Raw genomic sequence first — 18,641 nt, 5'->3', positions numbered from 1 at the left:
CGTGCCAGAATGGCGGCATCGAATTCCTCGGGAACTACCGACAGATGTTCGCCCGACCGGACGTCGCCCGACCCGTCGCGGCGGCCTTCCTCGCCCGGTTGCGTGACGGCGGCACTCCGCTGGCGATGGTGCTGCTGGTGCAACACGGCACGGGCTCGTTCGCCGTGGCCGGCTCCGCCACCGGAGCCTTCGGCCTCGCCGCCGCGCTGTCGCGTCCCCTGCACGGCCGGCTGCTCGACCGGCTGGGCCAGCGGGTGCTGGTGGGTACTGCCGCCGCCAACAGCGCGGCGATGCTCGCCCTCGTGGCCGCCGTACGACTCGGGGCGCCACCACCCACAATGGTGGGGGTCGCCATGGTCATCGGCCTGATGTTGCCGGCCCAGGCGGCGGCCCTGCGGTCCCTCCTGCCCGACCTGGCGGGCGAGCGGCTACGGCCGGCGGCCTACGCCGTGGAGGCCAACGCCCAGGAGTTGACGGCGATCTGCGGCCCCCTGATCGTCGGCGTCCTGGCGGCAGTCCTGCCGCCCGGCGGTGCGCTGGCCGTCCTGGCAGTGGTCGGCTTCGCCGGGACCGTCTGGTACGTGACCGCTCCGGCGGCCCGAGCCTGGCAGGGCACCGGATTCACCGGCCCCCGCCGGAGCGCCCTGCGGGCGCCGGCGCTGTGGACCCTGATGCTGACGGTGGCGAGCATCAGCATCATCCTCGGGGTGGTCCAGGTCGCCCTGCCTGCCTTCGCCGGTGACCGCGACGCCACCCACCTGGCCGGTCTGCTGTTGTCGGCGTTCGCGGTGGGGAGCCTGCTGGGCGGCGGCGCCTACGGTGCCGGGCAGTGGCGGTGGAGCACCGTCCACCAGCTGCGCGTGCTGCTCCTGGTCGTGGCCGCCGGGGTCGCGTTGCTGGCCGTCGCCGACGGCATGGTGCTCATGACAGGGCTCGTGCTCGTGGCAGGACTGGGGATGGCCCCCGCCTTCGCCGTGACCTTCCTCGCCTGCGACGCGATCGCCACGACCGGTCGCACCGCGGAGTCGTTCACCTGGCTCGGCGCGGCGAACACCGCCGGCTTCGGCCTCGGCGGAGCCGTGGCCGGCTTCACCATCGAGTGGTCCGGCACGAGCGCGGCCTTCGTCGTCGCCGCGACAGTGGTCCTCATGGTCGCCGCGCTGCTCTGGGTCCGCCCGACAGCCCTGCCGGTCCGTTCCTGACCCGGTCCGGTGGCGACGGACCGGGTCAGGTGAAGGCGGACCCGGTCCTCGGCGGTCGGTCGGCTCCGCTCAGCCGCCGTGCTGGATCAGGTTGTCCCGGGTCTGCAGGAGCTGCCACGCGATCTGCGGGCCCGCCGAACCCAGGCCCAGGCGCGCCACCACTGTGGTGCCGTCGGTGGTGATGTCGGCGACGGTCAGCAACTCCGACCAGGGCTGGCCTCGGAGTGACCGGCCCTCGGTGAGCAGGGTCCGCAGGGCGGTGGCGTTCGCCTCGGCGGCACCGGCGTCGCCGTGGGCGTAGGCGAGGACCAGGAACGGCTCGCCGTCGTGGACCAGCCCGGTGGCCACCCCGTCGAAGGGGCGCAGCGTGGGGGCGCCCCCGGGGCCGGGTCCGGCCTCGAAGGGACCCCGGGCGTACAGCATCGCCGCGTACGCCCCCTGCTTGTCCATCGCCTCGGCGAGGGTCCGCAGTTCGGGGAGGTCCGCGAGGGTCCCGCCGGACCCGAGTGCTGCCTGCACGTGCCCGGCGGTGGGGGAGACGAACAGCCGGTCCGAGTCCAGCGCCACGGTCAGGGGCTGGCCGGTCGGGCGGGCGGCACTGCGGTCGCGCAGGTTCATCGACATGTCCTCACCCTCGCCGACCCGCCACCGTCCGTTGTCGGGATCGCCCATCGCCTCGGTGAGGCGCTGCTCGGTGAAGGTCCCACCGGCCACTGTCAGCGTCGCCGGGGTCGTCGGGTACTCCACGAACCACCGCAGGTCCACCACCGACCAGCCCAGCTCCGCCTCGAACTCCTGCGCCTGGGCGACCCCACCGGGGACGACCCGGTCGGGCAGCGGGGCCGCGACGGTCGGCGGCGGCCCACCCCGGCCGGTCGTGCCGGTGACCGCGTTGACGTAGGCGGTGACCGCCGCCGGGTCGCTGACGTCGGTCGGCGGGGTGACCCCGGCGGCCTTCGCCGCCGCCTCCAGGTCGGCCACGGTGACCAGGACGGGGTCGTCGCCCCGCAGCAGCGAGTCGGGGAGCAGGGCGAGTCGACCGGCGAACGAGTCGCTGTCCGCGCCGCGCTCGCCGTCCCCGCCGGTGGCGCGGTCCGCGTCGGTGCCACCGCATCCGGCGCCGGCCATGCCGAGGGCGAGCAGGGTCGCGATCATGAGGCGTCGTCGTCGCATGGCCGAGATGGTAGTAACCCTGATCAAGGGAAAGAGCAGGTCGGGGCCGTGGAGAGGGTCAGTCGGCGGTGAGGACGGCCAGGATCGACTCGCCGTACTTCGCCAGTTTGTTCTCCCCGACCCCGCTGATCCGGGACAGCTGCGCGAGGTCGGCCGGGGCGTCGGCGGCGATCTGCCGCAGCGTGGCGTCGTGGAAGATGACGTACGCGGGGACGCCCTGCTCCTTGGCGGTCGCCGCCCGCCAGGCGCGCAGCTGCTCAAAGACGGGTACCGCCTCGGCGGGCAGTTCGGCGACGACGGTGGCGGCCCCCCGGGGCTTGGCCGCCCGGGTCGGCCGTTCCGCCTCGCGGCGCAGCATCACCGTACGGCGACGCCCCAGCACCTCGGCGCTGGCCTCGGTCAACGCCAGGGTGCCGTAGTCGCCCTCGACGGCGAGCAGCCCCTCGGCGAGCAGGTGTCGGACGACCCCCCGCCACTCGGCCTCCCGCAGCTCGGAGCCGATGCCGAAGACGGTCAGCTGGTCGTGCCGGAACTGGGTGACCTTGTCGTTCTGCTTGCCGAGGAGGATGTCGATGCAGTGTCCGGCACCGAACCGCTGGTTGCGCTCCCGGTCGAGGCGGTAGACGGTGGAGAGCAGCTTCTGCGCCGGGACGGTGCCGTCCCAGGACTCCGGCGGCTCCAGACAGGTGTCGCAGTTGCCGCACCCCCCGGTGCCCGGCTGGCCGAAGTATTCCAGGAGTTGGACCCGGCGGCACCGGACCGTCTCGCAGAGCGCCAGCATCGCGTCGAGGTGGGCGGCCAGGTTCCGGCGGTGGGCGAGGTCCCCCTCCGAGGACTCGATCATCTTCCGCTGCTGGACGACGTCCTGGAGGCCGTAGGCCAGCCACGCCGTCGACGGCAGGCCGTCCCGCCCGGCCCGCCCGGTCTCCTGGTAATACCCCTCGACCGACTTGGGCAGGTCGAGGTGGGCGACGAACCGGACGTCCGGCTTGTCGATGCCCATCCCGAAGGCGATGGTCGCCACCATGACCAGCCCGTCGGAGCGCAGGAACCGCTGCTGGTTGCGCGCCCGGGTCCCCGCGTCCAACCCCGCGTGGTACGGCAGCGCGTTCACCCCGTTGGCGACCAGGAACTCGGCGGTCTTGTCCACCGACGCCCGGGACAGGCAGTAGACGATCCCCGCGTCGCCGGGGTGCTCGTCGCGGAGCAGGGCGAGCAACTGTTTGCGGGGCTCCCGCTTCGGCACGATCCGGTACTGGATGTTGGGCCGGTCGAAGCTGGCCACGAAGTGCCGGGCCTCGGTGAGCCGGAGCCGGGTGGCGATCTCGGCCCGGGTGGCGCTGGTCGCGGTGGCGGTCAGGGCGATCCGGGGGACGTCGGGCCAGCGCTCGTGCAGCATCGACAGGGTGAGGTAGTCGGGGCGGAAGTCGTGCCCCCACTGGGAGACGCAGTGCGCCTCGTCGATGGCGAACAGGGCGATCCGGCCCCGCTCCAGCAGATTGAGCGTGGCCCGGCTGCCCAACGCCTCGGGAGCCAGGTAGAGCAGGTCGATCTCCCCGGCGACGAACTCCGCCTCGACCACCCGGCGGGTGTCCGGATCGAGTGTCGAGTTGAGGAACCCGGCCTTGACCCCGACGGCTGTCAACGCGTCGACCTGGTCCTGCATCAGGGCGATCAGCGGGGAGACCACCACCGCCACCCCGGGGCGGACCAGGGCCGGGATCTGGTAGCACAGCGACTTGCCGCCACCGGTCGGCATCAGGACCAGAGCGTCCCCGCCGGCCACCACGTGGTCGATGACCTCGGACTGGAAACCCCGGAACGCGTCGTACCCGAAGACCCGCCGCAGGGTGTCCAGCGCCCGGGAGGCCGTGACCTGCTCGTCGGTACGCGGTTCGGTGTCGCTCACGTCGGCGGGGGAGACCATCCGCAGAGTCTACGAGCGGCCCCCGACACCCGACGGGCGACGGGTCCGACGTGGCACGATCACGGGTGTGACCAGGAGACCCACCGCCGAGGAGCAGCTGCGGGACCTCGTGCTGCTGCGTCGGGTCCGGGACCGGATCGACAGGGAGTACGCCAACCCCCTGGACGTCGAGGCGCTGGCCCGGGGCGTGCACCTGTCGGCCGGACACCTCAGTCGCCGGTTCCGGCTCGCGTACGGCGAGTCGCCGTACTCCTATCTGATGACCCGGCGGATCGAGCGGGCGATGGCGCTGCTGCGCCGGGGTGACCTCACCGTCACCGAGGTCTGTTTCGCCGTCGGATGTGCCTCGCTGGGCACCTTCAGCACCCGCTTCACCGAGCTGGTCGGGGTGCCGCCCGCCACCTACCGATCCCGCCACGCCGAGTCGGGGGAGATCACACCCTGCGTGTCCCGGACGGTGACCCGACCGATCAGGAATCGAGAAGTCAGGGGCGTCGCGTCGCCGTTAGCGTGACCGGCATGGACATCACGATCAACGCGAGTTTCCTGCCGCACACCGACCCGGAGGCGTCCCTGGCCTTCTACCGGGACACCCTCGGCTTCGAGGTCCGCAACGACGTCGGGTACGCCGGGATGCGGTGGATCACCGTCGGCCCCGCCGGCCAGCCCGGCACCTCGATCGTCCTGCAACCGCCGGCCGCCGACCCGGGGATCACCGACGACGAGCGCCGGACCGTCACCGAGATGATGGCCAAGGGGACGTACGCGGGGATCCTGCTGGCCACCGCCGACCTCGACGGCACCTTCGAGCGGTTGCAGGCCGACCACGCCGACGTCGTCCAGGAGCCGACCGACCAGCCGTACGGCGTTCGGGACTTCGCCGTCCGGGACCCCGCAGGTAACCTGGTCCGCGTCCAGCAGCTCGGCTGACCCTGCGAAACCCCTCTGACCTGCACAGACAGCCTGCGGGCGGACCCGGTGGCGCATCCTGCGAGAGAGATGACGATCATGGCCAACAGTGCTGATCAGCAGTCGCCCGCCCGCCACGTCGCCGACAGTCACGAACTGATCCGGGTCCAGGGGGCGCGGGAGAACAACCTCAAGGACGTCGACGTCGAGATCCCGAAGCGTCGGCTCACGGTGTTCACCGGTGTCTCCGGGTCGGGCAAGAGCTCCCTGGTGTTCGGCACCATCGCCGCCGAGTCCCAGCGGATGATCAACGAGACGTACAGCGCCTTCGTCCAGGGGTTCATGCCGACCCTGGCCCGGCCCGAGGTCGACCTGCTCGACGGGCTGACCCCGGCGATCATCGTCGACCAGGAGCGGATGGGGGCCAACGCCCGGTCGACCGTCGGCACCGCCACCGACGCCAACGCGATGCTGCGGATCCTGTTCAGCCGCCTCGGTCGGCCGCACGTCGGGTCGGCGCAGGCGTTCTCCTTCAACGTGGCCTCGGTCAGCGGCGCAGGTGCGGTCACCGTCGAGCGCGGCGGCACCACCACCAAGGAACGACGCAGTTTCCGCATCACCGGGGGGATGTGTCCCCGCTGCGAGGGGCTGGGACGGGTCAGCGACTTCGACCTCTCCGCGCTCTACGACGACACCAAGTCCCTCAACGAGGGTGCCCTGACGATCCCCGGTTACAGCGTCGACGGCTGGTACGGGCGGATCTTCAGCGGATGCGGGTTCTTCGACCCGGACAAGCCCCTGGGCCGGTTCACCAAGCGGGAGCTGGACGACCTCCTCCACAAGGAGCCGACCAGGATCAAGGTCGACAACGTCAACGTGACGTACGAGGGGCTGATCCCGAAGATCCAGAAGTCGTTCCTGACCAAGGACCGGGAGGCGATGCAGCCGCACATCCGGGCCTTCGTCGACCGGGCGGTCGTCTTCGCCACCTGCCCCGACTGCGACGGGACCCGGCTCAGCGAAGCCGCCCGGTCGTCCAAGATCAGCGGGGTCAGCATCGCCGACGCGTGCGCGATGCAGATCAGCGACCTGGCCGAGTGGATCCGCGGCCTCCGGGAACCCTCGGTGACCCCGCTGCTGACCACCCTGGGTCGGACCCTCGACTCGTTCGTGGAGATCGGCCTGGGCTACCTCTCCCTCGACCGGCCGGCGGGCACCCTCTCCGGTGGTGAGGCGCAACGGGTCAAGATGATCCGCCACCTCGGCTCCTCCCTCACCGACGTCACGTACGTCTTCGACGAACCCACCGCCGGGCTGCACCCCCACGACATCGCCCGGATGAACACCCTCCTGCTGCGGTTGCGGGACAAGGGCAACACCGTGCTGGTGGTGGAGCACAAGCCGGAGACGATCGCGATCGCCGACCACGTCGTCGACCTCGGTCCCGGTGCCGGAACGGCCGGTGGCACCGTCTGCTTCGAGGGCACCGTCGAGGGGCTCCGGGCCGCCGACACCCTGACCGGCCGGCACCTCGACGACCGGTCCACCCTCAAGGAGAAGGTCCGCACCTCCACCGGGGTGCTGGAGATCCGGGGTGCGACGGCGCACAACCTGCGCGACGTCGACGTCGACATCCCGCTGGGGGTCCTGGTCGTCGTCACCGGCGTGGCCGGTTCCGGGAAGAGTTCACTGGTGCACGGGTCGATCCCGGCGGGCGCCGGAGTGATCTCCGTCGACCAGGGGGCGATCCGGGGGTCCCGACGGAGCAACCCGGCGACGTACACCGGGCTGCTCGACCCGATCCGCAAGGCGTTCGCGAAGGCCAACGGGGTGAAACCGGCCCTGTTCAGCGCCAACTCCGAGGGGGCCTGCCCCACCTGCAACGGCGCCGGGGTCATCTACACCGACCTGGCGATGATGGCCGGGGTCGCCACCACCTGCGAGGAGTGCGAGGGCAGGCGGTTCCAGTCCTCGGTCCTGGAGTACCGGCTCGGCGGCCGGAACATCAGCGAGGTCCTGGCGATGTCGGTCACCGAGGCGGAGGCGTTCTTCGGGGCGGGCGATGCCCGGACCCCCGCCGCCCACGCCATCCTCGACCGGCTCGCCGACGTGGGGCTCGGCTACCTCAGCCTGGGACAGCCCCTCACCACCCTCTCCGGGGGCGAGCGGCAGCGGCTCAAACTGGCCACCCACATGTCCGCCAAGGGCGGGGTGTACGTCCTCGACGAGCCGACCACCGGCCTGCACCTCGCCGACGTCGAACAACTCCTGGGCCTGCTCGACCGGCTCGTCGACTCCGGCAAGTCGGTCATCGTCATCGAGCACCACCAGGCCGTCATGGCGCACGCCGACTGGATCGTCGATCTGGGTCCCGGTGCCGGTCACGACGGCGGCCGGGTCGTCTTCGAGGGCACCCCCACCGACCTCGTCGCCGCCCGCTCCACCCTCACCGGCGAACACCTGGCCACGTACGTCAACCCCTGACCCGCCCCAGCCCACCCCGCTGCCCGTGATCGTTGTGCATCGAGCTGCACGACACGCCGGAAGGAGTGTCGGTCGATGCACAACGATCACGTGGAGCCGTCCGCAGCGATCACGTGGAGCCGTCCGCGCCGATCACGTGGAGCCGTCCCCCTCGTGCCCGCTGGCAGGGGTGATGCTAGCGTCGGGGGTATGAGTAGAGGCATCTGGTCGCAGAAGGTGCGCTCCGCCCGCTGACGGCGGCGCCCCTCTCGTAACCGATTCGCGCCCGCCGTCCCGGCTTCCCCGCCGGGCGGTCGCTTCGTGCTGCCCGGCTCGATCCCGAGCTGCGGAGTCTCCTGTGCCTCACACCCCTGATCTCTCTCTGCCCTCGTCGACCCTGCTCGACGTCGCCGACGCCGACGACCTGCTCGACCTCGCCACCTCCGGCGACCTGCCCGCCGGTTCCAGCGCCCACATCCGGGCGGACGGGATCGGTGTCACCCGAGGCGGTCGTCGTGTCCTGCACGACCTCTCCGTCGCGGTCTCCTCGAAGTCCCGGCTGGCCGTGGTCGGCGAGAACGGCCGCGGCAAGACCACGCTCCTGCACGTCCTCGCGGGGCTGCTCGTACCCGACGACGGGGTTGTCGCGCGGACCGGGACGGTGGGCATGGTCCAGCAGGAGTTGCCCACCCTCTCCGGCGAGACCGTCGGGACCCTCACCTCGGCGGCGCTGCGGGCCTCGCTTGCCGCATTGGCGGCCCTGGACGCGGCGACCCTCGCCGTCACCGAGGGGGTCGAGGGCGCCGACGAGCAGTACGCGGTGGCCCTGGACGCCGCCACCCGCCTCGACGCCTGGGACGCCGAACGCCGGGTGGACCTGGCGCTGGAGGCGCTGGGTGCCTGCACCGACAGGGACCGGGAGCTGACCACCCTGTCGGTGGGGCAGCGCTACCGGGTGCGGCTGGCCTGTCTGCTGGGCGCCCAGTACGACGTCCTGCTGCTCGACGAGCCCACCAACCACCTCGACGCGGACGGTCTGGGGTTCCTGACCCGGCAGCTGCGCGAGCACGGCGGGTTCGCCCTGGTCAGTCACGACCGGGCGCTCCTGCGTGAGGTCGCCGACCAGTTCCTCGACCTCGACCCCAGCCCGGACGGGCACGCCCGGCTCCACGCCGGGGGGTACGACACCTGGCAGGACGAGCGTCGCCGGGAGCGTGAGTCCTGGGGCCAGGAGCACGACCGGCAGCAGGACGAGCAGCGTCGACTCAAGGAGGCCGTCGCCCAGGCCCGGGACCGCCTCCAGACGGGGTGGCGACCGGGGAAGGGGACGGGCAAGCACCAGCGTCAGTCCCGCGCGCCCGGGGTGGTGCAGGCCCTCAACCGGCAGCGGGAGACGCTCGAAGCGCACCGGATCACGGTCCCGCCGCCGCCGCTGAGGCTGCGGTGGCCCGACCTCGGGGCCCGGTCCGGCGCGTCGCTGCTGCGGGTGGCGGACGTGGAGGTGACCGGGCGGCTCCGGGGGCCGATCGGGCTGACCATCGACGCCGGTGACCGGTTGCTGGTCACCGGCGGCAACGGTGCCGGGAAGTCGACCCTCCTGTCGGTGCTCGGCGGTCGGCTCGAACCGACCCGGGGGTCGGTCACCAGGTCGAACCGGGCGCGGATCGCGGTCCTGACCCAGGAGGTGCCCCGGTGGGACCAGGAGTCGACAGCCCGTGAGGTGTACGAGCGGCACGTCGGGCACCTGGTCGGCACCGGGACGATCAGCGCCGGGTCGGCTCTCGGGTTGACCTCGTTCGGCCTGCTGGACCGCACCGCCCTGAACATCCCGGTCTCCCGGATGTCGCAGGGGCAGCAGCGCCGCCTCGACCTGGCGGTCAACCTCGCCGGTCGGCCCGACCTGATCGTCTTCGACGAACCCACCAACCACCTGTCGTCGACCCTGGTTGACGAACTCACCGCCGCCCTGAGGACCACCGGGGCGGCGGTGGTCCTCGCCACCCACGACCGGCAACTCCTACGGGACCTCGCCGACTGGCCCCGGCTGCACCTGACCTCGGCGGCCGACCCGGAGGAGGGGATCCCTCGGATCGATCATCGATAGGTCCTGGCGGCGGCGTCGTAGGTGGGGCGCAGGCCGGGCAGCCGTGTCGGTGCACTCCCCGCAGTGGTGTCTCGGCCCGGCACCACCGGCGCCTGTGGGGAGTCCGAACTGTGCGTCGGGGTGGCGGGAGCGAGCCTCGCCGAGGCTGCGCCGACCCTGTCGGCCGCGTCTGCGGTGGCGGTCGGGCCGGGAGGCGCGGTGGCGGTCGGGGCGGTCGGGGCAGGAGGCGCGGGGGCGATTCTGACCCAGGCGGCGGCCGCGGTGTCGGCCCGGCCCGGAGCGCCGTCCGGGTACGCGCCGTAGGCCGGGTTGACGTTCTCCGCCCCTCCTGCCCCCGTACTCGGGCCTGCCGACGGCCCCGTGCACTGGTCGCCCTGGTCGCCCCTCCTGCCGGAACCCTTCCGGCCCTCACGGCGCTTTCCGATCACCATCGAGGATCCGACCTGCTGCAAGGGGCGGCCGAGCTTGCTGACGGCCTCTTGCAGCTCTGGAGGGATGGCTCGTCCGACCTGTTGTGCCCTGCTGAGCCAGGTACCGGCGTTGAAGATTCTGCCGCCACTGATCTCGACGTCGGAGTACGTTCTTCTTTGCAGGTATGCCTTCTCGAGCCCTTCCTTGATCTGTTCGTCGGACAGGGGTGGCCCACCCCTGGTTCGGGAGCTCTTCGTTGCAGGGGCGGTGTCTTCCTTCTGCTGGCGCCTGACGATTTTTGCCGTCCCGTCCTCCAGGAACTCCAGAGGCTCGTGCTTCCCGACCGCCTCCCGTAGGCCTTCGGGGATGGGCACCCCTTTGAGTCTCCTGTATTGCAGCCAGCTCCTCGGATGGAACTTCTTGCCGTTCTTCAGAGTGAGTACCAGGTCGGTGGAGGTGAAGCCGGGAAGTTCCCTTCGTCTTGCCGCTTCTTCCAGTCCCTCCAGGACTTCCTCTTCCGAGAAGTGCTGTTTCTCTGGGTTCTCCCTTGTTTTCTTCGTGTGGGTCACGTCAGTGCCTTCCTCGTTGGCTCAGGTGGCCGTGGTCGTACCGGAGCGACCGACCGGTGCGGCCGGCTGGCGTCGCACGTACCACGGCGCGTGAGGCCATGCGGTTCGACAGCTCCAGACGGACACCCGGTCCGACCGGGGCCAACAAGGACGACCTCGGCCACCGGGCCGGCGGGGAATTCGGGTGGGGTCGATGGAGTTGGCAACCGGCATGACGACTGTGGGACTGATCGGTAGTGGCAACATCGGTGGCACCGTGGCCCGGCTGGCGGTCGCCGCCGGACACGACGTGGTGCTCAGCAACTCGCGGGGTCCGGAGACCCTGGCCGACCTGGTGGCCGAGCTGGGGCCACGAACCCGGGCGGGCACCCCGGCGGAGGCCGCGGCGGCCGGGGAGATCGTGGTGGTGACGGTGCCGCTGCACGCGTACCGGCAGGTGCCCGTGGAGGAACTGGCCGGGAAAGTGGTCGTCGACACCAACAACTACTACCCGGAGCGCGACGGGCGGATCGCGGAGCTGGACGACGAGTCGACCACCACCAGCGAACTGCTCCAGGCGCACCTGCCGACGTCGAGCGTGGTCAAGGGGTTCAACAACATCTACTTCGAGCACCTGCTCGCCCTGGCCCGCCCGGCGGGAGCCGCCGACCGCAGCGTCCTGGCCGTCGCCGGGGACGACCCGGCCGCGAAGGCCACCGTCACCGCGTTCTTCGACAGCATCGGGTACGACACCCTCGACGCCGGGCCGCTGGCCGAGGGTTGGCGGTTCCAGCGGGACACCACCGCGTACGCGAGCCTCTACGCCGCGAACCCGGAGAACTTCTTCGACTCCGGTCCGGCCGGTGTCGACGCGGAGAAGCTGAGTGCCGCCCTGGCCGCCGCCCGCCGGTACGCCGACGCCTGACCCGCCGCCCGTCGGTACGCCGACGCCTGACCCGGCCGACCACCACGACCTGACCGTGACGCCTGAGGTTCGAGCGTCGACCCCGACGCGGTACGCCGACCGGATGGCCCGACACAGCGGGTCGCCCGGTCGGCGTACCCCCGGGGTGGTTCAGGACCCGGTGGGGCGGTTGGCCAGGGCGCGTGGCGGGGCCTTCATGCCCACGACGATGTCGACGACCTGGATGTAGCGGGCCTTGTTGCCCATCCGGAACGCGGTGGCCGCCGCGTTGATCTCCTCCAGGGTGTCCGCCTCGATCGTCGTCACCTGGTCGTAGGTGCCGTTGACACCGGTGCAGACCACGTGGGTGAGCTGCTTGGCGAACCTCGCCAGGTCCCGGGCGTGCTCGCGGGAGATCTCCCGGATGCCCTCCTCGCCGAGCGCGAAGTACTCCGGACTGATCTTGAGGAAGAGGAATCCGACGTATTTGTTCTTGTCGGCCAGATCGTGCATGACATCCTCCACTTTCTGTGGGCCGTCACCGACGGTGACCACGCACAGGATGCGGCGGTCGGCAGATCGTCGGCAACGAGTCGATCTGTCGGGAGTGCGACGATGAACCGCAGGTCGTCGCCGTGCGCCGACGGTGTCGTGTCACGGTGTGGCCACGACCCGATCGACGGCACCCGGCGGGATAGAGTCGCCCTTCGGCCGTCGGATGGTCGACCCGCGACGCGGTGTCAGGCATGGGGGTAGTGGATTGAGCGAGGTGCGGACAACCGGACCGGATCAGACGTTCGGCGAGCCGGCCGAGGCGGACACCAGTCTGGTGGTGGTCACCGGGCTCTCCGGTGGGGGACGCAGCACCGTCGCCCGCGCGTTGGAGAACGTCGGGTTCTACGTGGTCGACAACCTTCCCCAGGCGCTGCTGCTGGACATGGCGGAGCTGGCGGTGAAGGCCGGCGGGGCGGCCCGGCGTACCGCGATGGTCCTTGACGTGCGCTCGCGTGCCTTCTCCACCGACCTGGTCGGGGCGATCGAGGAGCTGCGGGAGCGGGGCTACGCGCCCCGGGTGGTCTTCGTCGACGCCGACGACGAGGTGCTGATCCGCCGGTTCGAGAGCGTCCGCCGGTCCCACCCGTTGCAGGGCGAGGGGCGTCTCGCCGACGGCATCGCCGTGGAGCGCGGCCTGCTGGAGGAGGCCCGGGACCAGGCCGACGTCATCATCGACACCAGTCACCTCAACGTCAACCAGCTCCGTCGTCGGGTCGAGGAGCTCTTCGGCGGCGAGGAGACCCGCCGCCTGCGGGTCACCGTCATCTCCTTCGGCTTCAAGTACGGGGTGCCCCCCGACGCCGACTTCGTGGTCGACGCCCGGTTCCTGCCCAACCCGTACTGGGTTCCCGAGCTGCGGGAACACACCGGTCGGGAGGAGGCGGTCAGCTCGTACGTGCTCGGGCAGGAGGGCGCCGACGCGTTCGTCTCCGCGTACGCGAACCTGGTCACGGCGACCACCCCCGGCTTCGAGCGGGAGGGCAAGCGGTACCTGACCGTGGCGGTGGGCTGCACCGGCGGTAAGCACCGCAGCGTGGCCATCAGCGAGGAGCTGGCCGCCCGACTGCGCCGGTCCGGGCTGACCGCGAACCCCCAACACCGCGACCTGGGGCGAGAATGACCGCGCCGACGGCGCCGGTACGGGTCGTCGCCTTCGGCGGCGGGCACGGTCTGTCGGCGTCGCTGCGGGCGCTGCGCCGGTGTGCCCCCGACCTGACCCTGGACATCACCGCCGTGGTGACTGTCGGCGACGACGGCGGCTCCAGCGGCCGGCTGCGGGCCGAACGGGGTGGACTGCCCCCCGGGGACCTGCGGCAGGCCCTGGTGGCGCTGGCCGCCGACGAACCGGCGACCCGTCGCAGCGCGACGCTGTTCCAGCACCGCTTCGGTGGGGCGACCACCGCCGGGCTGGCCGGACACGCGGTGGGCAACCTGGTGCTGGCCGGGCTGATCGACCTGCTCGGCGACCCGGTCGCCGCGTTGCAGCACGCCGGGTCGATGCTCGGCACCGTCGGCCGGGTCCTGCCGATGTCCTGCGAGCCGATCGACATCGAGGCCCGGGTCCGGGGGGCCGCACCGGACCGCCCGGACGAGGTGGTCACGATCCACGGCCAGCGTCACGTCGCGGTGACCACCGGCCGGGTGGAGGCGCTGCGGCTCACCCCGAACGCCCCCTCGGCCTGCCCCGAGGCGGTGGCGGCCACCGAGGCGGCGGACTGGCTGATCTTCGGCCCGGGGAGCTGGTACACGAGTGTCCTGCCGCACCTGCTGGTGCCGGGGCTGGCCGCCGCGATCGTGGCCAGCCGGGCCAGGCGGCTGGTCACGCTCAACCTGGCGGCGGAGAAGGAGACCCTCGGGCTCTCCGTCGCCGACCACCTCGCCGCACTCCGTTGGTACCTGCCCGACCTCTCCGTGGACCTGGTGCTGGCCGACGTCAAGGCGGTCGGCGATCCCGAGCCCGTCGAACGGGCGGCGGAGACCCTCGGTGCCCGCCTGATCCTCGCTCCGGTCGCCGTCACCGACGGCACACCCCGCCACGATCCGGATGCCCTGGGCGCTGCCCTGGTGCCGGTCCTGGGCGCCGATCGTTAGACACGTACGTAATCACCGGCGACACGCCGGAACCGGTCCGTGAGGGGACGCACTAATGGCGATGACGGCTGCGGTGAAGGACGAGCTGAGTCGGGTCGACGTGCCCAAGCCCTGCTGCCGGCGGGCGGAGATGGCGGCTCTGCTGCGGTTCGCCGGCGGGCTCCACATCGTCTCCGGCCGGGTGGTGGTCGAGGCCGAACTGGACACCGGCGCGGTGGCCCGCCGGCTGCGGCGGGAGGTCGCAGAGGTGTACGGCTACCCCAGCGAGATCCACGTGTTGGCCTCAGGGGGGCTGCGCAAGGGCAGCCACTTCATCGTCCGGGTGGTCAAGGACGGGGAGATGCTGGCCCGTCAGACCGGCCTGCTGGACGTCCGGGGACGACCGGTACGGGGCCTGCCGCCGCACGTGGTGGCGGCGAACGTCTGCTGCGCGGTGTCGGCCTGGCGGGGGGCGTTCATGGCGCACGGCTCGCTGACCGAGCCCGGCCGCTCCAGCGCCCTGGAGATCACCTGCCCCGGCCCGGAGTCGGCGCTGGCCCTGGTGGGTGCGGCCCGCCGGATCGGCATCACCGCCAAGAACCGGGAGGTCCGTGGGGTCGACCGGGTGGTGGTCAAGGACGGCGACGCGATCGCCGCCCTGCTGACCCGGATCGGGGCCCACTCCAGCGTGCTGGCGTGGGAGGAACGGCGGGTCCGCCGGGAGGTCCGGGCCACCGCCAACCGGCTGGCCAACTTCGACGACGCGAACCTTCGTCGGTCGGCCCGCGCGGCCGTCGCCGCCGCCGCCCGGGTCACCCGGGCGTTGGAGATCCTCGCCGACGACGCGCCCAACCACCTCACCGACGCGGGCCGGTTGCGGCTGGAGCACCGCCAGGCCTCGCTGGAGGAGTTGGGGGCGCTGGCCAACCCGCCGCTGACCAAGGACGCGATCGCCGGGCGGATAAGGCGACTGCTGGCCCTGGCCGACAAGCGGGCCCGGGACCTGGGCATCCCCGATACGGAAGCGGCAGTCACGCCGGACATGCTCGTGGTGTGATGGGACGGTGGGCACCGGGTCGGCGGGGCGGGTGGTGACACGGGGTCGGGTTTGCGCCCCCGCGAAGCGGCGCGCCGCACGCTCGGATAGGGTCGCAGCGTACGGCAAGGGGGCCGGTACCGGCCCATCCCGCCGCACCCACCGCCCTGGGCGGTCAGGTCTCCACGACCGCGGCGGGGCGGCCGAGATGAATCGTCGACGGCCGGCTCGAACGGTCGGCGCACACCATCCCGCCGGTCGACTCCGAATGCCGGCGGAAAACAACGCGAGGAGATGGGACCTGTGACCATCCGGGTTGGCATCAACGGCTTCGGCCGTATCGGCCGAAACTTCTTCCGGGCCGTGCTGGCGTCCGGCGCCGACGTCGAGATCGTGGGCGTGAACGACCTGACCGACAACGCCACGCTCGCTCACCTGGTCAAGTACGACAGCATCCTCGGTCGGCTCCCGCACGAGGTCAAGGCCACCGCCGACGAGATCACCGTCGGTGGGAAGACCTTCAAGGCGTACGCCGAGCGCGACCCGGGCAAGCTGCCCTGGGGCGACCTGGGTGCCGACGTCGTCATCGAGTCGACCGGGTTCTTCACCGACGCCACCAAGGCCAAGGCACACCTCGACGGCGGGGCCAAGAAGGTCATCATCTCGGCGCCGGCCAAGAACGAGGACGTCACCGTGGTCATGGGCGTCAACCAGGACCAGTACGACCCGGCCAAGCACAACATCATCTCGAACGCCTCCTGCACCACCAACTGCCTCGCCCCGATGGCGAAGGTGCTGCACGACACGTTCGGGATCGAGCAGGGTCTGATGACCACGATCCACGCGTACACGCAGGACCAGAACCTGCAGGACGCCCCGCACTCCGACCTGCGTCGGGCCCGGGCCGCCGCCCTGAACATCGTCCCCACCTCCACCGGGGCCGCCAAGGCCATCGGCCTGGTCCTGCCGGAGCTCAAGGGCAAGCTCGACGGGTACGCCCTGCGGGTGCCGATCCCCACCGGCTCGGCCACCGACCTGACCGTCAACCTGGCCCGCGAGACCACCACCGAGGAGGTCAACGCGGCGATCAAGGCGGCCGCCGAGGGCCCCCTCAAGGGGATCCTGGTCTACAACGAGGACCCGATCGTGTCGGCCGACATCGTCACCGACCCGGCCTCCTGCATCTACGACGCCCCGCTGACCAAGGTCGTCGGCAAGCAGGCCAAGGTCGTCGGCTGGTACGACAACGAGTGGGGCTACTCCAACCGCCTCGTCGACCTGGTCAAGCTGGTCGGTTCCTCGCTGTGAGCATCCGTACCCTCGACGACCTGCTCGCCGAGGGGGTGTCGGGTCGGCGCGTGCTCGTGCGCGCCGACCTGAACGTCCCCCTGGACAAGCAGACCGGCGCCATCGCCGACGACGGTCGGATCCGGGCGGTCCTGCCGACCCTGCGGGCCCTCACCGAGGCCGGGGCGAAGGTCGTGGTCTTCTCCCACCTGGGTCGCCCGAAGGGCGCCCCGGACCCGCAGTACAGCCTCCGTCCGGTCGCCGGACGCCTCGGTGAACTGCTCGGGGTGCCGGTGTCCTTCGCGGAGGACACCGTGGGCGACTCGGCCCGCTCCACCGTGGAGGGGCTCACCGACGGTCAGGTCGCCCTGCTGGAGAACCTCCGCTTCAACAAGGGGGAGACCAGCAAGGACGACGCCGAGCGGGGTGCCTTCGCCGACCAGCTCGCCGCCCTCGGTGAGGCGTACGTCGACGACGCCTTCGGTGCGGTGCACCGCAAGCACGCCAGCGTCTTCGACGTACCGGCCCGGCTGCCGCACGTGGCCGGTCGCCTGGTGCTGCGTGAGGTCGAGGTGCTGTCCCGGCTGGCCGGCGACCCGGAGCGGCCCTACGTGGTCGTCCTCGGCGGGTCGAAGGTCTCCGACAAGCTGGCCGTGATCGAGGCGCTGCTGCCGAAGGTCGACAGGCTGCTCATCGGCGGCGGGATGTGCTTCACCTTCCTCAAGGCCCAGGGCCACGAGGTGGGCACCTCGCTGCTGGAGGAGGAGATGGTCGACACCTGCCGGGACCTGCTGGCGCGGGCCGACGGCAAGATCGCCCTTCCGGTCGACGTGGTGGCCGCCGACGCGTTCGCCCCGGACGCCGCGCACGACACCGTCCGCGCCGACGCCATCCCGAGCAAGCGGCTCGGCCTGGACGTCGGTCCGCAGACGGTGGCCGCGTTCGCCGAGGTGATCGCGACCGCGCGGACCGTCTTCTGGAACGGCCCGATGGGTGTGTTCGAGATGCCGGCGTTCGCCGCCGGCACCCGGGGGGTGGCCGAGGCGATCACCAAGGCCGACGCCTTCACCGTGGTCGGGGGCGGGGACTCCGCCGCCGCCGTACGGGCACTCGGGCTGGACGAGTCGTCGTTCGGGCACATCTCCACCGGCGGGGGCGCCTCGCTGGAGTACCTGGAGGGCAAGACCCTCCCCGGCATCGCGGCTCTGGAGGACTGATGGCAGAGGTCACCCGCCGGCCGTTGATGGCCGGCAACTGGAAGATGAACCTCAACCACCTGGAGGCCATCGCGCTGGTCCAGAAGTTGGCGTTCAGCCTCAACTCCGACCAGCTCAAGGCCGTCGAGACGGTGGTGCTCCCGCCCTTCGTGGACCTGCGCAGCGTGCAGACCCTGATCGACGGGGACAAGCTGCTCATCGGCTACGGCGCGCAGGACCTGTCGCCGCACCGGTCGGGCGCGTACACCGGTGAGGTGTCCGGGGCGATGCTGGCCAAGCTCGGCTGCCAGTACGTGACGGTGGGGCACTCGGAGCGGCGCGCGTACCACAACGAGGACGACGCGCTGGTCAACGCCAAGGTCGTCGCGGCGTTGGAGAACGGCGTCAGCCCGATCCTCTGCGTGGGTGAGGGGCTGGACGTCCGCGAGCAGGGGCAGCACGTCTCGTACTGCCGTGACCAGCTCGACGCGGCCCTGAAGGGGCTCACCGCCGAGCAGGTCACCAAGGTCGTCGTCGCGTACGAGCCGGTCTGGGCGATCGGGACCGGCAAGACCGCGACCCCGCAGGACGCCCAGGAGGTGTGCGGGGCGATCCGTGCCCGGCTGGTCGAGACCTACGACCAGAGCACCGCCGACCAGGTCAGGGTCCTCTACGGCGGGTCGGTCAAGGCGGCGAACGTCGCTGCGATCATGGCCAACCCGGATGTGGACGGGGCGCTCGTCGGTGGGGCGAGCCTGGATGCCGACGAGTTTTCGCAGATCTGTCGGTTCCCGGAGCACATCTCCCGCTGAAGGCTCGCTATCCTGGATCCCGCCCGTCCGTCGGCCGGTGCCCC

At 71.6% G+C, this 18,641-nt stretch carries 16 protein-coding genes; 12 read left to right on the top strand and 4 right to left on the bottom strand.

Features of this window, described 5'->3' with window-relative positions; translation table 11 throughout:
* Positions 1-44 precede the first annotated feature (44 nt).
* Positions 45-1,202 (top strand): MFS transporter, encoded by a 1,158-nt coding sequence (locus WHN02_RS23860; RefSeq protein ID WP_434740922.1) that lies wholly within the window; start codon positions 45-47, stop codon positions 1,200-1,202.
* A gap of 69 nt (positions 1,203-1,271) precedes the next feature.
* Here the strand turns inward: WHN02_RS23860 and WHN02_RS23855 are convergent, their stop codons facing one another.
* Together WHN02_RS23855 and recQ are read right to left on the bottom strand one after the other, a co-directional pair.
* On the bottom strand, positions 1,272-2,375 hold the full coding sequence (locus WHN02_RS23855; protein ID WP_434740921.1) for a hypothetical protein: 1,104 nt from the start codon (positions 2,373-2,375) through the stop codon (positions 1,272-1,274).
* Positions 2,376-2,433: 58 nt separating this feature from the next.
* Entirely contained in the window at positions 2,434-4,302 is a 1,869-nt protein-coding gene (gene recQ / locus WHN02_RS23850) for a DNA helicase RecQ (RefSeq protein WP_434740920.1), read from the bottom strand.
* Between the two features lie 67 nt (positions 4,303-4,369).
* Between recQ and WHN02_RS23845 the strand changes: the two genes are divergently transcribed.
* The 4 genes from WHN02_RS23845 (at position 4,370) to WHN02_RS23830 (ending at position 9,778) form a co-directional block, all read left to right on the top strand.
* Positions 4,370-4,816 carry a helix-turn-helix transcriptional regulator gene (locus WHN02_RS23845; RefSeq protein WP_434740919.1) on the top strand — a complete coding sequence of 149 codons (447 nt, stop codon included), beginning with the start codon at positions 4,370-4,372 and terminating at the stop codon, positions 4,814-4,816.
* A 5-nt stretch (positions 4,817-4,821) separates the two neighbouring features.
* Complete coding sequence (locus tag WHN02_RS23840; RefSeq protein ID WP_434740918.1) at positions 4,822-5,232, top strand: VOC family protein; 411 nt, start codon at positions 4,822-4,824, stop codon at positions 5,230-5,232.
* Between the two features lie 78 nt (positions 5,233-5,310).
* Positions 5,311-7,695, top strand: coding sequence for an ATP-binding cassette domain-containing protein (locus WHN02_RS23835; protein ID WP_434740917.1), 2,385 nt, complete (start codon positions 5,311-5,313; stop codon positions 7,693-7,695).
* Between the two features lie 337 nt (positions 7,696-8,032).
* A complete protein-coding gene (locus WHN02_RS23830; RefSeq protein WP_434740916.1) occupies positions 8,033-9,778 on the top strand; it encodes an ATP-binding cassette domain-containing protein in 1,746 nt (581 codons plus the stop codon).
* Here WHN02_RS23830 and WHN02_RS23825 read toward each other — a convergent pair.
* Positions 9,769-10,758 (bottom strand): hypothetical protein, encoded by a 990-nt coding sequence (locus tag WHN02_RS23825; RefSeq protein ID WP_434740915.1) that lies wholly within the window; start codon positions 10,756-10,758, stop codon positions 9,769-9,771. The two genes, WHN02_RS23830 and WHN02_RS23825, sit on opposite strands and share 10 nt — an antisense overlap.
* Positions 10,759-10,969: 211 nt before the next feature.
* On the opposite strand from WHN02_RS23825, the gene WHN02_RS23820 reads away from it, so the two are divergent.
* Positions 10,970-11,662, top strand: coding sequence for an NADPH-dependent F420 reductase (locus WHN02_RS23820; RefSeq protein WP_434744044.1), 693 nt, complete (start codon positions 10,970-10,972; stop codon positions 11,660-11,662).
* A gap of 150 nt (positions 11,663-11,812) precedes the next feature.
* On the opposite strand, the gene WHN02_RS23815 is transcribed toward WHN02_RS23820, so the two are convergent.
* A complete protein-coding gene (locus WHN02_RS23815) occupies positions 11,813-12,154 on the bottom strand; it encodes a hypothetical protein (RefSeq protein WP_434740914.1) in 342 nt (113 codons plus the stop codon).
* Positions 12,155-12,401: 247 nt separating this feature from the next.
* Between WHN02_RS23815 and rapZ the strand changes: the two genes are divergently transcribed.
* From rapZ to tpiA, 6 genes are all read left to right on the top strand, one after another.
* Complete coding sequence (gene rapZ / locus WHN02_RS23810) at positions 12,402-13,316, top strand: RNase adapter RapZ (RefSeq protein WP_434740913.1); 915 nt, start codon at positions 12,402-12,404, stop codon at positions 13,314-13,316.
* Entirely contained in the window at positions 13,313-14,287 is a 975-nt protein-coding gene (locus WHN02_RS23805) for a gluconeogenesis factor YvcK family protein (RefSeq protein ID WP_434740912.1), read from the top strand. The genes rapZ and WHN02_RS23805 overlap by 4 nt, the downstream gene beginning before the upstream one ends.
* A 55-nt stretch (positions 14,288-14,342) precedes the next feature.
* The gene (whiA, locus tag WHN02_RS23800) at positions 14,343-15,323 is read left to right on the top strand and encodes a DNA-binding protein WhiA (RefSeq protein ID WP_350894965.1); all 981 of its coding nucleotides are present in this window, start codon (positions 14,343-14,345) and stop codon (positions 15,321-15,323) included.
* 282 nt (positions 15,324-15,605) lie between these two features.
* A complete protein-coding gene (gene gap / locus WHN02_RS23795) occupies positions 15,606-16,610 on the top strand; it encodes a type I glyceraldehyde-3-phosphate dehydrogenase (protein ID WP_434740911.1) in 1,005 nt (334 codons plus the stop codon).
* Positions 16,607-17,806: a phosphoglycerate kinase gene (locus WHN02_RS23790; protein ID WP_434740910.1), complete on the top strand. Its 1,200-nt coding sequence runs from the start codon at positions 16,607-16,609 to the stop codon at positions 17,804-17,806. Before gap ends, WHN02_RS23790 begins: the two co-directional genes overlap by 4 nt.
* The gene (gene tpiA, locus WHN02_RS23785) at positions 17,806-18,597 is read left to right on the top strand and encodes a triose-phosphate isomerase (RefSeq protein WP_350894962.1); all 792 of its coding nucleotides are present in this window, start codon (positions 17,806-17,808) and stop codon (positions 18,595-18,597) included. Before WHN02_RS23790 ends, tpiA begins: the two co-directional genes overlap by 1 nt.
* Positions 18,598-18,641: the final 44 nt, after the last annotated feature.

This window comes from Micromonospora sp. SH-82 (assembly GCF_051132485.1).
Taxonomy (GTDB): Bacteria; Actinomycetota; Actinomycetes; order Mycobacteriales; family Micromonosporaceae; genus Micromonospora.
The sequence above is the reverse complement of the archived record's forward strand: the minus strand, read 5'-3'. Positions and strand labels throughout refer to the sequence as shown.

Bases quoted from the DNA above. Each gene is read 5' to 3' on its own strand.
- WHN02_RS23860 (WP_434740922.1), top strand. From the start codon at position 45: ATGTTCGCCCGACCGGACGTCGCCCGACCCGTCGCGGCGGCCTTCCTC.
- WHN02_RS23835 (WP_434740917.1), top strand. From the start codon at position 5,311: ATGGCCAACAGTGCTGATCAGCAGTCGCCCGCCCGCCACGTCGCCGAC.
- WHN02_RS23855 (WP_434740921.1), bottom strand. From the start codon at position 2,375: ATGCGACGACGACGCCTCATGATCGCGACCCTGCTCGCCCTCGGCATG.
- WHN02_RS23805 (WP_434740912.1), top strand. From the start codon at position 13,313: ATGACCGCGCCGACGGCGCCGGTACGGGTCGTCGCCTTCGGCGGCGGG.
- WHN02_RS23815 (WP_434740914.1), bottom strand. From the start codon at position 12,154: ATGCACGATCTGGCCGACAAGAACAAATACGTCGGATTCCTCTTCCTC.
- recQ (WP_434740920.1), bottom strand. From the start codon at position 4,302: ATGGTCTCCCCCGCCGACGTGAGCGACACCGAACCGCGTACCGACGAG.
- whiA (WP_350894965.1), top strand. From the start codon at position 14,343: ATGGCGATGACGGCTGCGGTGAAGGACGAGCTGAGTCGGGTCGACGTG.
- WHN02_RS23820 (WP_434744044.1), top strand. From the start codon at position 10,970: ATGACGACTGTGGGACTGATCGGTAGTGGCAACATCGGTGGCACCGTG.
- tpiA (WP_350894962.1), top strand. From the start codon at position 17,806: ATGGCAGAGGTCACCCGCCGGCCGTTGATGGCCGGCAACTGGAAGATG.
- WHN02_RS23840 (WP_434740918.1), top strand. From the start codon at position 4,822: ATGGACATCACGATCAACGCGAGTTTCCTGCCGCACACCGACCCGGAG.